Annotated in this window: 10 protein-coding genes and 1 tRNA gene; 9 read left to right on the top strand and 2 right to left on the bottom strand. The window is 62.1% G+C overall.

Features of this window, described 5'->3' with window-relative positions:
• Positions 1-177 precede the first annotated feature (177 nt).
• From GXB81_RS14885 to GXB81_RS14915, 7 genes are all read left to right on the top strand, one after another.
• A complete protein-coding gene (locus GXB81_RS14885) occupies positions 178-8460 on the top strand; it encodes a hemagglutinin repeat-containing protein (protein ID WP_205989600.1) in 8283 nt (2760 codons plus the stop codon).
• Entirely contained in the window at positions 8450-9091 is a 642-nt protein-coding gene (locus GXB81_RS14890; RefSeq protein WP_205989602.1) for a hypothetical protein, read from the top strand. Before GXB81_RS14885 ends, GXB81_RS14890 begins: the two co-directional genes overlap by 11 nt.
• 65 nt (positions 9092-9156) lie before the next feature.
• Entirely contained in the window at positions 9157-9909 is a 753-nt protein-coding gene (locus tag GXB81_RS14895) for a ribonuclease domain-containing protein (protein ID WP_205989604.1), read from the top strand.
• The gene (locus GXB81_RS14900) at positions 9906-10283 is read left to right on the top strand and encodes a barstar family protein (RefSeq protein ID WP_205989606.1); all 378 of its coding nucleotides are present in this window, start codon (positions 9906-9908) and stop codon (positions 10281-10283) included. Before GXB81_RS14895 ends, GXB81_RS14900 begins: the two co-directional genes overlap by 4 nt.
• A gap of 56 nt (positions 10284-10339) precedes the next feature.
• A complete protein-coding gene (locus GXB81_RS14905; protein ID WP_205989607.1) occupies positions 10340-12085 on the top strand; it encodes a ShlB/FhaC/HecB family hemolysin secretion/activation protein in 1746 nt (581 codons plus the stop codon).
• A 61-nt stretch (positions 12086-12146) separates the two neighbouring features.
• Positions 12147-12470, top strand: a complete 324-nt coding sequence (locus GXB81_RS14910) for a hypothetical protein (protein ID WP_205989609.1) — start codon at positions 12147-12149, stop codon at positions 12468-12470.
• A 90-nt stretch (positions 12471-12560) separates the two neighbouring features.
• On the top strand, positions 12561-13193 hold the full coding sequence (locus tag GXB81_RS14915) for a hypothetical protein (protein WP_205989611.1): 633 nt from the start codon (positions 12561-12563) through the stop codon (positions 13191-13193).
• A 404-nt stretch (positions 13194-13597) separates the two neighbouring features.
• Here GXB81_RS14915 and GXB81_RS14920 read toward each other — a convergent pair.
• Positions 13598-13674: transfer RNA gene (locus tag GXB81_RS14920), tRNA-Met, on the bottom strand.
• A gap of 227 nt (positions 13675-13901) precedes the next feature.
• Here GXB81_RS14920 and GXB81_RS14925 point away from each other — a divergent pair.
• Positions 13902-14399, top strand: coding sequence for a heme-degrading domain-containing protein (locus GXB81_RS14925; protein WP_167038696.1), 498 nt, complete (start codon positions 13902-13904; stop codon positions 14397-14399).
• A 4-nt stretch (positions 14400-14403) separates the two neighbouring features.
• The gene (locus tag GXB81_RS14930) at positions 14404-14742 is read left to right on the top strand and encodes a multidrug efflux SMR transporter (RefSeq protein ID WP_167285136.1); all 339 of its coding nucleotides are present in this window, start codon (positions 14404-14406) and stop codon (positions 14740-14742) included.
• Between the two features lie 40 nt (positions 14743-14782).
• Here GXB81_RS14930 and GXB81_RS14935 read toward each other — a convergent pair whose 3' ends face one another.
• Positions 14783-15079, bottom strand: coding sequence for a hypothetical protein (locus GXB81_RS14935; protein ID WP_346777796.1), 297 nt, complete (start codon positions 15077-15079; stop codon positions 14783-14785).
• Positions 15080-15090: the final 11 nt, after the last annotated feature.

Genomic DNA, 15090 nt, shown 5'->3' on the forward strand with positions numbered 1-15090 from the left:
GCGCGGGCTTTTTATTTCAGCATAAAACATATCCGTCTGAAATAAGATAAATCCTAATTCGTTATTCACGATGTATTAATGCGAAATTTGACGGTTATTCACCTTTTTATTCTGGATTTAAAACCCGTCAGTCATTAGTTTACGAGCCCTGATTGCTTCGTAACGCGAATTGGCAAAGTGAATAAAGATAGTTATCGGCTGGTATTCAGCCATCTGGGAAACATGCTCGTTGCCGTTGCGGAGACCGCCACGGCAACAGGGAAGGAAGCCGGACAGACCCCAGTTTGCAGTCACGGTAATCCCGCAGGATACACAGCGTTATTTTCGCTGCGGCAGATCGCGTTCGCGGCACTTGCATTGCTCGGTGTGCTGCCCGCCTGGTCCAGCGCACAGATCGTCCCCTCTGGCGCGAACGCACCCAACGTGATCAGTACGGCGAACGGATTACCCCAGGTGAACATCAACCGGCCTTCCGGCGCGGGTGTGTCGATGAACACCTATTCGCAGTTCGACGTGCAGAAGGCCGGCGCGATCCTCAATAACTCGCCGGTCATCACGAACACGCAGCAGGCCGGGCAGATCAACGGCAACCCGAACTTCGGGGCGAACCAGGCTGCGCGCATCATCGTGAACCAGGTCAACAGCAGCGCGGCGAGTCAGATCAACGGCCATCTCGAAGTGGCAGGACAACGCGCAGAGGTGGTGATTGCTAACGGTTCCGGCATTTCGGTGAACGGCGGCGGCTTCCTGAATACCTCGCGCGCCATTCTGACGACAGGCAGGCCGAACTTTGCCCCCGATGGTTCGCTCACCGGTTTCAACGTGAGGGGCGGCAACATCACCGTGCAGGGAGCGGGACTCGACGGCTCGACCGTGGATCAGGTTGACCTGCTGGTCCGTGCGGTGCAGGTCAATGCGGAGATATACGCCGGAAAGAACCTGAACGTTATCACCGGCGCAAACCAGATCGGTCACGACTCACTGGCGTTCACGCCGATTGCAGGCGACGGACCCGCACCGGATGTCTCGATCGACGTGAGCCAGCTGGGCGGCATGTACAGCGGGCGCATCTTTCTGGCGAGCAACGAGTATGGCGTAGGGGTTTCGAACCAGGGCGTGATTGCCGCGCAGGCGGGCGACCTGAGGTTGCAATCGAATGGCCTGCTGTCCCTCGCTGGCAAGACCAGCGCGAGCGGCAATCTTGCCGCAACAGGCAGCGATATCCAGAACAGCGGCACGACCTACGCGCAGCAAAACGCGACGCTTTCGGCCAGCGGTACAGTCACGAACAGCGGCCTGGTGGCCGCGCAGCAGAATACTTCCCTGAGTGGTGGCTCGGTGAGTTCGACCGGCACGCTCGCGGCGGGTGTGAACGGCGATGGCTCGCTTGCGCAGACGGGTGACCTGAATGTAAGCGCATCCGGCGCTGTCACGGCAACCGGCCGCAATGTCGCGGGCGGCAATGCGAGCGTGAGCGGCGCGGCGCTCAATCTCGCGGGCAGCACAAACTCGGCGAACGGCGCGCTCGTGCTGGCTGCCAACGGCGGTGACCTGAACCTGTCGGGCGCAACCACGACGGCGGGCGGCGCGCTCGACGTGCGCGCGGCCGGTACGCTGACGAACGACAACGGCGCAATGTCGTCGGGTGGTGCGCAGACCATCACGGCGGGCGCACTCTCGAACCACTATGGCCAGATCGTTTCGGGCGGCACGCTGACCGAGGCCGTCGCGGGCGCTATCGATAACCAGGGCGGCACGATGCAGGCCGCTGGCGCACTTTCTTCGTCGAGTGGTTCGCTCGACAACTCGGGCGGCACCATCGCGTCGCTAAACGCAGACGGCGTGTCTATCACGACGACCGGCCTGCTCAACAATGGTGCCAACGGCGCTATCGGCGGAAACGGGAACGTCGGCATCCAGTCAGGACAGATCGCCAATGCAGGTTCTATCACGGCGGTCCAGAGCCTGATTGCGTCGGCCGTGCAGACCCTGTTCAACAGCGGGACGTTCGCGACCAATGCGAACATGACGCTGTCGGCCGGCACGACGCTGGCGAACGCCGGCCAGTTCGGCTCAGCCCGTGCGCTCACACTTCTCGCAGCGACGTTCGACAACAGCGGCGGCACGACCAGCACCGATCAGTTCACGCTGCACGCCACGAACCTTGTGAACCACGGCGGCACGATCACGCAGACCGGCACCGGCGCGACGACGCTCGACGTGACCGGGACGCTCGACAACTCGGCAGGCGGCACACTCCAGACCAACAGCACGGACCTGACTCTTGCACCGGCCACGCTCGACAACGACGGCGGCACGATTACGCATGCGGGTACCGGCACGCTGACGACTGCGCCGGGTAACGGTGCCGGGTCAATATCGAACGTTGACGGAACGATCATCACGGCCGGTCAGATCGCGGCGCAGGCCGGGAGTCTGAACAACGCGACGGGGGTGTTTGCCGCGCGGGGCAATATCGCGGCGAGCGTCGCAGGCAATATCAACAATACGCAGGGCGCGATGCGCTCGCTCACATCCCTCTCGCTCGCGAGTGGCGGCGCGCTGACGAACACGAACGGACAGATCCAGTCGGGTACGGGCGCGGCGGGCGATGCGAGCACGCTCGACGTTCAGGCCGCGTCCATCGACAATACGGGCGGCCTCATCAGCAACCTCGGCACGGGCGATACGACCGTGCAGGGTGGCAGCCAGCTCATCAACAGCGGTGGCGTCATGACGGGCAACGGCAATGTCGCCGTGGATACGTCTGCACTGGTGAACGCGCAGGGCGGTCAGCTGAGCGGCGCGAGCCTCGCGGTCCAGGCCGATACTCTCGACAACAGCGACGGCAGGATCGGTGCCTTCTCGGGTTCGACCGGCGACGTGGCCATCACGACAACCGGCGCTATTGCGAACGCGAACGGCCAGATTGGCGCGACGCATGATCTTGCCGTGAATGCCGCAACGCTGACGGGCGGCGGTGTCTACAGTGCGGCCCATGACGTTGCAGTGAGCGTTCAGGGCGATTTCGCGCCCACGCCCGATGTGCAGTTCAACGCCGGTCATGACCTGTCCTTTACCCTGCCGGGCACGTTCAGCAATCGCGCGCTCGTTGAGGCGGCGAACAATCTGAACGTCAACGCCGCCGATGTCCGGAACAGCGGCGTCATGATGGCGGGCGGTACGCTCGCGACGCATTCGGACACGCTGGAAAATACGGGCGTAATGGTCGGCGGCAGCGTCTCGCTCAACGCGACGCAATCGATCACGAACGTCGGGCCGACCGCGCTGATCGGCGCGACGGACAGTAACGGCACGCTCGAACTGCTCGCGCCCGATATCGAGAACCGCGACGACACCACGACGACCGATACGCAGGCGAGCACCGCGATTTACGGTCTCGGCAAGGTCGTGCTGGCGGGTGGAAAAAACGCGGACGGCAGTTATAGCAGCGCGAACCTGATCAACAACGTCTCGGCGCTGATCCAGTCCTCGGGCGACATGGGGCTGTACGCGACCCAGGTCACGAACACGCGGCGCGTGATGACGACCGACGGGGCCTACGTGGAGCCGCTGGACGAGAGTTCCCCGTTTGTCGAGGCGCTGGGTATCAGCCTGTCCGGCTGCGCGGCCATCGACATGGTGGCATGCGGTCCGGGCAATCCGCAGGTCCAGGGCCTCCAGTTTGATCCGAATGCTTCCAACTACGATCCCGACGCCATCGCCAGGGCGCAGGCCCAGCCAGGCGGCATGCCGATCATTCCGCCGAACGGCGGCCAGTGGAACAGCACCTACCAGTACACGACCTATACGGGCGTGGCGCTCGCGAACCTCATCACGGGGATCAGCCCGCAGGCGCAGATCATCGCCGGAGGCAACCTCGACGCCTCGAATGTAGGCCTCTTCCAGAACTACTGGAGCGCGGTCGCCGCCGTGGGCAACATCGCCGCGCCCGTGACGCTCGACCAGAACAGCTGGCGCGGGCAGCTTGCGCCCGGCGTGCAGGTGACCTATTCCGGCCAGTATCACTACAACAATTACGACAACACCGAACACAACTGGCAGTTGCCGTTCGGCGACCCGAACCCCGGTGGCTCCCCGTTCGTGACCTCCAATCCGGGCAACTACCAGGTCGCGCCGGCTGACGTCCGCACCTATGCGTTGCCCAGCTACGAATCGACGTTTGTCGCGGGCAGCACGCTTTCCGGCACGGGCGTGAACATCGATAACACGGCGGGCAATGCAGGTATCCCATCGCCCGGTCTTGCCCCCGGCCAGTCGCAGGGCGGCGTGACTGTTGGCGGAGTCAGCGGTGGCGGTCTGGTCAATCCGGTCATCGCCAGTGCGACTGCGCAGAACGTGCTGCAAAACCTCTCGATTCCCCAGGGCGGACTGTTCAGCCCCGCGAGCGCACCGGGCGCAACCTACCTGATCGAGACCAATCCGGCGTTCACGAACCAGAAGTCATTCATATCGAGCGACTACTACCTGCAACAGCTTGGCCTGAACCCGCAGACCGTCGAAAAGCGTCTGGGCGATGGATTCTACGAACAGCAACTGGTGCGTAACCAGATTACGTCGCTGACCGGCAAGGCGGTACTCGGCCCGTACACCGATCTTCAGTCGATGTATCAGGCGATGCTTGACGCGGGCGCGTCGCTCGCGCAGTCGCTCGACCTGCCGCTCGGCATGAGCCTGTCGGCTCAACAGGTGGCCGCGCTCACGAGCAACGTCATCATCATGCAGACGGAGACCGTCAACGGCGAGCAGGTACTCGTGCCGGTCGTCTATCTCGCGAAGGCCAGCCAGCAGGACATGAGCGGGCCGTTGATTGCGGCGACCGACATCGATCTGCAGAACACGCAGACCTTCACGAATAGCGGCACGATGCAGGCAGGCAATACGCTGTCGATCCAGGGCCAGCAGATCGACAATGCGTTCGGCAAGCTGCAAAGCGGTGGGTTGATGTCGCTCGCGACCACTGGCAATGTTGACCTGACCTCGGCCACCGTGAACGCGGGCAGCCTCGCGCTGAACGCGGGCGGCGACCTGATCCTCAATACCGCGGCGAATACCGTCGATCAGGTCAGCGCGACGGGAGCGACGCGCACCACGACCACACTTGGCCCGATCGCGAACCTGAACGTCAAGGGCGACGCGGCAATTGTGACGGGTGGCAACCTTGAGCAGAACGGCGGCAACCTGAACGTGGGCGGCAACCTCGGCATGGCCGTAGGCGGCAACTACGATCTCGGCCCGGTGCAGACCGGCGAGCACAAGGTGGTCGCTGGCGCGAACGGTGTGTCGAATACCAACGTCAACCAGACGACAGGCAGTTCGATTAACGTCGGCGGCGTCTCGCAGATCGGCGTGGGCGGCAACCTGACCGCGACGGGCGCTGATATCAACCTGGGCGGTGGCGGGACGGTTGCGGTGAATGGCGACGTCACGCTCCAGGCGGCGAAGGCGACCTCGACCGTCGACAGCAGCAGCTCGGGCAGCGACAGTCACGGCAGCTATTCAGCGTCGCAGCATGCATCGGCCGATACCCTGACGGGGACGACGCTCAATGCCGGAGATTCACTGACCATCGCATCGGGCCACGATCTCAACGTTATCGGCAGCACGATCAGTCTCGACCAGGGGACGGCGACGCTGGCGGCAGCGAACAACATCAACATCGGCGCGGCCACCGCAACCTATGTCGATAATTCGCAGGAACAGCACAGCCACAGCAATATCGTGAGCGGCGAGGAAGTGGCGAGTTCGAGCAATACCACCGCCACGCTCTCGCAGGGTAGCCTGGTTTCCGCAGACGCCGTGACCATCGTCAGCGGCAACGACATCAACGTCAAGGGCAGCACGATTGTTGGCACAAACGATGTTGCGCTCAATGCGGCACATGACGTGAACATCACCACGTCACAGGACACCATGCAGTCGTCCAGCAGCTATGAGAAGACGCGAACGGGCCTGGGAACGAGCGGATTGAGCGTCACGGTCGGTACCAACAAACGCGCGACGACCGATGAGGCATCGGGTGTCACGAACAACGCGAGCACAATCGGTTCGCTGAATGGTGACCTCTCGATCCAGGCGGGCAACACCCTGCACGTCACGGGCAGCGATCTTGTCGCAGGCGGGAACCTCGCCGGAACGGCGGCGAACGTCATCATCGACGCGGCCACCGATACCTCGCACCAGGCGCAGACGCAGAAGACCAGCAGCGGCGGCCTCACGATTGGTCTGGCGGGTTCGGTCGGCGATGCGATCAACAACGCGTATTCGGAAAGTCAGGTCGCGAAGAGTTCGACCAGCACGGGCAACGACCGCGCTGCCGCCCTGCACAGCATTGCGGCGGCGGGCGATGTGGCCTTGACCGGCCTGACTTCTGCGGGCGTGACGGCTGACGGTAAGCCGGATATCGGCATCAAGGTCAGCATCGGGTCGAGCAAAAGCGAAAGCCAGTCGTCGGAAGATCAGACGATGCAACGCGGCTCCAGCGTGCAGGCGGGCGGCACGGCGGGATTCGTGGCGACGAACGGCGACCTGACTATCGCCGGGTCGAACATCAGCGCGAACGATGTCATTCTGGCGGCGAAAAACCAGGTGAACGTCATCAACACGACCGACACCGATTCGACACGTAGCTCGAACAGTTCCAGCAGCGCGAGTGTTGGCGTGCAGTACACGCTGGGCGGCGGCTTTGGCGTCTCGGCGACGATGTCGAACGCGCATGGCGATGCGAACAGCGACGCGGCAATCCAGAACGCGTCGCATGTGAACGGCGCGAACAGCGTCACGGTGATCTCGGGTGGAGACACGAACATCATCGGCTCGCAGATCATTGGCAGGCAGATCGCGGCCGACGTGGGCGGCAACCTGAATATCGTCAGTGTGCAGGATGTGACGAACAGCGCCGCGCACCAGAGCAGCACGGGCGGCGGGTTCACGATCAGCCAGGGTGGCGGCAGCGCCAGCTTCAGCGCGCAGAACGGCCATGCCGATTCGAACTACGCAGGCGTGAACGAACAGGCCGGCATCAATGCCGGCGACGGCGGGTTCAATATCAACGTCAAGGGCAATACGGACCTGACGGGCGGCGTGATATCGAGCACGGTCGACGCGTCGAACAACAGCCTGACGACCGGCACGCTCACGTTCAGTGACATCCAGAACGAGTCCCACTACAGCGCCAACAGCAACGGCATCAGTGCGGGCGTGGGCTTTGGTGGTAACACCGGCAAGGCGGTTGGCCCCGGCTCGGTGAGTGGCGCGCCGGGTGTATCGCCGATGATCTCGCAGAACGAAAGCGGCGACCAGAGCGCAACGACGCGCAGCGCGATCAGCGCGGGCACGATCAACGTGACGAACGGCGCGGGCCAGACGCAGGACGTGGCGAACCTGTCGCGCGACACGACGAACACGAATGGCACAGTTGCGGAAACGCCGGACGTGAACGCTATCCTGAACCAGCAGGCCGACACGATGCAGGCTGCACAGGCGGCGGGCCAGGCGGTGTCGCAAGGTATCGGCGCGTATGCAGACATGAAGCGCGACGAAGCGGCGGCGGCCTACAAGGCCGCGTCCGATCGCGGCGATAGCGAAGGCATGGCCGCAGCAGCGGTTGACTACAACAACTGGAAGGAAGGCGGCGATTCGCGCGCCGGACTGCACGTGGCGGGCGGCGCGCTGATTGGCGGGCTCGGTGGCGGTAGCGCGCTTAGCACGATTGGCGGCGCTGCTGGCGCGGGCGTGGCGTCGAAGATGGCCGGTTCACTGAGCGATATCTCGAAGGGGGTAGCGTCAGCGACGGGGTCGGACCTGATCGGCAATCTCGCGGCCAACATCGCAGCGGGCGTCGGTGGAGCTGTTGTCGGCGGTACAGCGGGTGCGGCGATGGCATCGAATGTGCAGCTGTACAACCAGTCGATGGATGATGAACGTGCGTTGACGGGTGATTCTGGGAAGAAATCGCCGTCCCTGTTCGACCTTGCGCTGCAAGGCATTGCGAACGGCCTGAATGCGATCATTGGTATGGGCGGTGGCGTGCCGCCTATGGCCGGTCCTGGGATGGTTCTCGCAGATTCGATCGCTTCAAATGCAGTGTTGGGAACACCGGGGTATGCGCCCGACATCGCGACGCTTGCGAAGGGTGATGGCGCGCCCCCGCCGAACTTGTCTCCTGATGGTGCTGGCCGTGGTGGAGCCTTCAATGAAGCTAAACGCAACGCGGGAATTCCTGTGAGTCAGCAACCGGTCGAGGTCAGGCCCAACGTTGATCGACAAGGAAACGTTCAGCCCGGTTATCAGTATGTGTATGAGGTTCCCGCAGAAGGTGGTAGAACAAAGGAAGTAATCATTCGCGACGACGTTGGCGGGCATTTTTTTGGAAAAAATGATCCACAGAATCGAGGCTCTCATTTTAACGACCCAGCAGGAAACCACTATGACTACTGAAATCGATGTTGGCGTCGCCGAAGACGCATTCGAAAAGAATAATCTAATCAAACTTGAATGTTCAACATACGAAACGACTATCGCGTTGTCAGTTGTTGATTGGATCGCAAAGAGATTTCCGCGCGACGCGGCACTCCTCGATGTTTTGCATTTTGTATATCGTTCGATATTCGAACGAATGGATGGCTATCATGTTTGGTTGCTGCTAGGTGACACACGATGGCAAGATGACACGCGGATCATACGCTTCCGGAAAATGTTTAGTTCCCTAAAGGCTCAAGGATTAGAGTTCAAAGCCTTTCAAGATCGACGGGAATTCATGATCGAGCAGTTTGGGAGACTAAAGTTCTTTGGTGCTGTTCGCCTTGATGAGGATGAATTGGCACTTGTGCCTAAGGTAATGCAGCCAGGATCGTGCACTTACTTACTTGCTCTGCCTGGCATTTTGCCGGATTTGCCAGAGTTTAGCGGATGGTCGGGGCGACTGAATGAGGATTCGGAATTGATTCAATTGAACGTAAAAAACGACGGCATAATATTTCAACGCGTTGGCTATTTCGACGACCCCGAAGTCGGACTGGTTGCACTTGGCAAGCCGAACGTTTTGGCGAGGCTTGTTGCACAACGCTAACTACAACAACTGAAAGGAAGGCGGCGATTCGCGCGCCGGACTGCACGTGGCGGGCGGCGCGCTGATTGGCAGGCTCGGTGGCGGTAGCGCTTGGCACGATTGGCGGCGCTGCTGGCGCGGGCGTGGCGTCGAAGATGGCCGGTTCACTGAGCGATATCTCGAAGGGGGTAGCGTCAGCGACGGGGTCGGACCTGATCGGCAATTTCGCGGCCAACATCGCAGCGGGCGTCGGTGGATCTGTTGTCGGCGGTACAGCGGGTGCGGCGATGGCATCGAACGTGCAGCTGTACAACGCCGCGAACGACAAGAACGACACCGAGGCGAAGAAGGAGGCGCAGGAACTGAAGCAGGCGCTCGACAAGGAGCGGGCGATGCTTGGGCAACAGGGCGGATATGTAACACCAGGGACGGGAGTCGCTACGGTCCCGTCCACTGCGCTAGCGGCTGGGGCCGCAGCGGCAGGTAAAGGTACTTCGGGGAAGACGTCGATGATCGCTGGTGCTACGGTTACGGACAAATTCACTGGAACCAGTTATCAAGGAATCGTAGATTTACAGCCTACGCTTGATCGGATCGCGAGCGGCGGCACACCAATTTCTCGCAATGATGGAACTGTCTTCCCAAATAGGCCAGTGAACGGTGTTCAGAGTTTGCCCGCCCAGGCACCTGGCTACTACACCGAGTATGTTGTTACTACGCCCGGAGTTAGCGGCCCAGATCCGCAGCGCATCGTTACTGGTCAAGGCGGGGAAATCTATTACACCCCGGACCACTATCAAACATTTGTTCCCGTGAAGAAATGGGGCAGGTCACTATGAACGTTTTCACCTTCGTCCGAGATACAAGGGAGTTTCGAGCTTCTGATGCCTGTATTGGCAGAATCGCCGGGGATATTCGCACAGCACAGCAACTGTTTGAGCGATATGCCACGGCCCTCTCGTTTCCCAGCTACTTCGGCTTTAACTGGAACGCACTCTTTGACTGCCTCCGCGATTTTCATTGGATCAATGAAGCTAAAGTTGTCGTGGTCCACGATGATTTGCCCGGACTATCGGCTGAAGAGATGAGAACGTATCTTGAGGTGCTGCGGGATGCAGTTTGTGACTGGAGACCCGGCGAGGCGCACTCACTTCAAGCTGTATTCAATGAAAGAGATCGCCATGTTATTGATGCGGCATTGTCCACGCACTGAGCCTAGTGGCTCTCGGCGCACGCGATACGCGCAGGCCTAAACCTATCTGTACCGTTATGAGAATTCAAAAAAGGCTGGCGGCCCTTCCGCTCACAGCCCTGATAGCGCTCGCGCACGCGCAGCAGACGCCAGCGGACAAAGCCGCAGCGGCACGCGCCAACGCCGAGCAGAGCCAGCAGGTCGAGCAGCAACGCAATGCGCAGGAACGCGAAGCGACGGTTAATGCGCCTTCGGTGCGCTCGACGGTTGAGCGCGCCTCTGGCTGGCCAGACCTGCCGCCTGAAACGCCATGCTTCCGCATCGACTCGTTCGTGCTTGACGTGCCGGCAACGCTATCGGAAGCAGTCCGCTCGCAAGGCGCATCCGCATTGCCGCTCGACCGCTTCGCCTTCGCGCGCGAATGGCTCGACCACTACACGGGGCAATGCGTAGGCAAGGCCGGACTCGACACGCTCACGAAGGGACTGCAACAGGTCATCCTGAGCCGGGGCTACATCACCACGCGCGTACTGCTGCCCGAACAGGACCTGTCAACCGGGACGCTGAAGTTCGCGCTGGTGCCGGGTGTCATCGGCAAGGTCCGCTTTGCCGATCCCGCCATGCGCGGCACGTGGAAGACGGCCTTCCCGACCCGCGATGGCAACGTGCTGAACCTGCGCGACCTCGAACAGGGACTCGAACAGATGAAGCGCGTCGGCAGTCAGGACGTGTCCATGCAGATCGTTCCGACCGATGTACCCGGCGAAAGTGACGTGGTGCTCGATGTGAAGCGCACCAAACCGTGGACTGTGGTCGAGTCGGTCGACAACTCCGGTACGCGCGCGACCGGCAAGCTGCAAGGCAATCTGAGCCTCGGCATCGACAACCCGCTCGGGCTGAACGACATTTTCAACGTCGGCGTGAGTCAGGACCTCGAATTCGGCGACAAAGGCCTCGGCTCGCACGGCTGGAACGGCTTCTATACCGTTCCATGGGGCTACTGGACCGGCACGCTGTCGGCCTATACGAACACGTACTATCAGCAGATCGCGGGCGTCAACACGACTTTCGTGTCAAGCGGCAATTCGCAGACGGTCGATTTCAAACTGGCGCGTGTCCTCATGCGCAGCCAGAACAATGTGCTCGGCGTGCAGTTCCGGATGACGAAGCGCTTCGGCGAGAGCTTCATCGAAGATACCGATATTCCGCAGCAGCATCGCAACAATACCTTCATCGAAGCCGCGCTGACCGATCGCCATTACTTCGGCGCATCTCAGTTCGATGGCAGTCTCGCTTACCGTCAGGGGATCGGCGGACTTGGCGCAACGCCGGACTATTACCCTGATGGCCCGACTTACCGCTTTCACATGGCCCTGCTCGACGCGAACCTGTCGGTGCCGTTCCAGATCGCGAACCAGCCGCTACGCTACGTCACAACCGTTCACGGCCAGTTCACCAACAACACGCTCAACTATATCGATGACCTGACCATTGGCAGCCGCTACACGGTGCGCGGCTTCGACGGCGAAACGATGCTGGCCGCCGAGCGTGGTTTCTTCTGGCGCAACGAGCTTCAGGTGCCGATCGGCTCGACGGGCCAGTCGGTGTATGCGGGTATCGATTACGGCCATGTGTTCGGGCCGAACGCCGCGTTTCTTGCCGGGACACAACTGGCGGGTGCGGTGATCGGTGTGCGTGGCGGTACATCGGCAAAGGTCGGCGCATTCGCCTATGACCTCTTTGCAGGTACGCCCATCTACAAGCCGTCGGGTTTTCCGACTGCGCGGGTGACGCTGGGTTTTCAGGCGACGATGCAGTTCTGACGCCAGAGTCATAAAACGTAGCGGGCTGCGTAATTTCCGATCACGACGACGGACTTCGACCATGACGACTTCATCCACTCCACGTACCGGCTCACGGCCCGGTGACGCGACCCGGTTTCAACGTCTGGCGCAGGCGGCTGCCGCCAGCGGCATGACGCTGCTGGCTACGCAGTGGGCCGGCGGAAAAGCGGTGTACCCGGTCATCTGCCGGAACGGGCATCGTTTTGCACGACATGGCTCGCGTCTGCTGAAGGGCAACACGACGTGCCAGCAGTGCCAGGCGGACGAAATCCGCCAGCATTTCTTCGCTGTCCTGAAGCAGAAAGGCTTCCGGTGCAGCGATAACGCCTTTCGCGGATTAACCGCTCGACACACTTTCACCTGAGGCAACGGCCATGCATGGACCGTCGAGGCCCGCAAGATCGTGGAGGGCACGGGCTGCCCGGCATGTGCGGCCGGGCGGCGATCCGCGCGGATGACGCTGCCGGACGGCCTCAGGCGGTTGCAGGACACCGCCGCAGCGCATGGCGGCCGCTGCCTCGCGTCGTCGTATGGCGGGATGAGGGGGGCGCATCGGTGGGAATGCGCGCGGGGTCACCAGTGGCAGGCGGTGGCGGCGAGAATCGTCGAGGGCAGATGGTGTCCGCGTTGCGCGAGCCAGCGGCATAGCGAAAACCAGCGTGACCCGAACGGGATGGCGCGACTCAGGGCGCTCGCGCAATCGTACGGCGGCGAGTGCCTGGACGAAGGCTATTCCACGGTCGCGGCCCGCTACCGTTTCCGGTGCGCGCACGGGCACGAGTGGAGCGCACGGGCGCATCTGGTCATTGCGGGAAGCTGGTGCCGGCATTGCGCGAACGAGTCGAAGCGCTCGACGCTCGAACAGATGCGGGCGGTCGCCCATGAGCGCGGCGGCCAATGTCTCAGTACCGTGTATCTGGGCAGCAAGGCCAGACTCGTATGGCAATGTTCGATGGGGCATGTATGGGAAAGCCTGCCGGGCAACGTGATCCATCGTGGTGCCTGGTGTCCGGCGTGCTTCCGGCTGCGTATCACGAAGAAGCCGCATCTGCGCTCGCGTTATGACGTGCGGGGGGGAGCCGGATAAGGCCGCGCTCTGACACTGCACGGATCGACAGGCACCGCAGCCTGCAAAAATGATAGCTTTTGATAACGGATTTGGGAGAGGGCTCAATGTCTTGCGAGCGGATTCCGGGGCGTTTTCCCGGAATGCGGGGATTCACGATTGCGCGTCTACCAGATGGTATGGCAGGTCGCCGGGGAATGATGGTCAGGGTTCGCCATTCCACGCGCCCTGATCGGGATGCGGAAATCATCGGGAGCGGACGGCGCTGTTTCAGGCCCGAGCGGCGACAGGTCGCCTCAACCCCGTTTGGCATGGTACGTACAGGCGCAGATTCGCGTCGACGCCAGCGGGTTACATGGTGGTTACACGAAGCCGGAAAAGACAAAAGGGTTACGCGCAAAAATGCTGTAACCCTTTGATTTGACTGGTTGCGGGGGTAGGATTTGAACCTACGACCTTCGGGTTATGAGCCCGACGAGCTGCCAGACTGCTCCACCCCGCGTCCGTCGAAGAAAAGATTATAGAACAACCCGACAGCCGGCGCAATAGCCATGTAAGGATTAGCTTCATTACGCTTCGCGCGGGCGGCTCGTTGCCGCGCGAGTCCTCTGCCGTACCGCTGCTTGCGCGAGGCCGCCCGCAAACGCTGCGCTAGAATTCCGGTTCCTTACGCGCCTCGCCATGCTTCACGACGGCGAGCGCTTCAACTCTTTCCTCGCTCCGGATTTCATGGATATCGCTCACGATCTGCAGGTGATTGCCACTCAGGAAAAGACCCTCGTGTTTCCGCGTTTCGATGCCGACCGCGCGTGGCAGGTCGGTGTCCATTTGCGCGAGGTCGCGAAGGCGCGCGGCGTTGCCGCCGCGATCGACGTGCGCACTTTCGGCCAGCCGCTGTTTTTCAGCCTGCTCGACGGCGCGACGCCCGATAACGTCGACTGGGCGCGCCGCAAGGGCAACACGGTCGCGCACTTTCGCCGCAGTTCGTACGCGATCGGCCTGAAGATGCAGCTGGCCGGCGCGACGCTCGCCGACCGGCACGGTCTGCCGGTGGCCGAATATGCGTCGCACGGCGGCGCGTTTCCGCTGACGGTGGAGGGCGCCGGCGTGATCGGCTCGATCACGGTGTCGGGGCTGCCGCAGCGCGCCGATCACGAGTTCGTCGTCGAGGCGCTGTGCGCGCATCTCGGGCACGACTACGGCAAGCTCGCGCTTGCGAAGGTCTGACGCGATGCGGCTGCCTCCGTATGCCTTGCTCGCCATCGCGATCGTCGCCGAAGTGATCGCGACCTCTGCGATGCGCGCCTCCGACGGCTTTTCGCGGCTGCTGCCCTCGGCGGTCGTGGTGGCCGGTTACGGCATCGCGTTCTACTGCCTGTCGCTCACGCTGAGGAGCATTCCGGTCGGCATCGTCTACGCGGTGTGGTCGGGCGCGGGCATCGTGCTGATCACGCTGGTCGCGCTTCTGTTCTACCGGCAGGTGCCTGATCTACCGGCGATGATCGGGCTCGGGCTCATCATCTCGGGCGTCGTCGTGCTGAATCTTTTTTCGAAGATGCAGGCGCATTGAGCGGGCGATCCGTACTCGCGCACGTCGAGCGCCGCGCCGCTTACTTGCAGCGCACGATCATCGAGCGGTTCTTGACGTTGGCCGACACGACGTTGGTGACGCTGCCGCCCGCGGTGCCGCCTTCGTCGTTGTCCTTCGAGACGATGTCGTAGCCGGTCGCGCCGCATGCCTTGCCGGCCTGCACGTAGCACGAGGCCCAGCTCGAACCGGCGTCGGCGCCGCTGCAATTGACCGCGAAGCCGGTCTGTCCGTTCGGCAGGTTGATCAGGGTGGTGGTGTTCGACGACGCGCAGCCCGCGAGGCCCGCGGCGAGCAGCAGGGCGGCCGCCGGCGCGATCGCCCGCGACG

The sequence above is a fragment of the Paraburkholderia sp. Ac-20336 genome (assembly GCF_017105025.1).
Classification (GTDB): Bacteria; Pseudomonadota; Gammaproteobacteria; order Burkholderiales; family Burkholderiaceae; genus Paraburkholderia.

Excerpts from the sequence above, each read along its gene's own strand:
- GXB81_RS14890 (WP_205989602.1), top strand. The coding sequence starts at position 8,450 with ATGACTACTGAAATCGATGTTGGCGTCGCCGAAGACGCATTCGAAAAG.
- GXB81_RS14900 (WP_205989606.1), top strand. The coding sequence starts at position 9,906 with ATGAACGTTTTCACCTTCGTCCGAGATACAAGGGAGTTTCGAGCTTCT.
- GXB81_RS14905 (WP_205989607.1), top strand. The coding sequence starts at position 10,340 with ATGAGAATTCAAAAAAGGCTGGCGGCCCTTCCGCTCACAGCCCTGATA.
- GXB81_RS14910 (WP_205989609.1), top strand. The coding sequence starts at position 12,147 with ATGACGACTTCATCCACTCCACGTACCGGCTCACGGCCCGGTGACGCG.
- GXB81_RS14915 (WP_205989611.1), top strand. The coding sequence starts at position 12,561 with ATGACGCTGCCGGACGGCCTCAGGCGGTTGCAGGACACCGCCGCAGCG.
- GXB81_RS14925 (WP_167038696.1), top strand. The coding sequence starts at position 13,902 with ATGGATATCGCTCACGATCTGCAGGTGATTGCCACTCAGGAAAAGACC.
- GXB81_RS14930 (WP_167285136.1), top strand. The coding sequence starts at position 14,404 with ATGCGGCTGCCTCCGTATGCCTTGCTCGCCATCGCGATCGTCGCCGAA.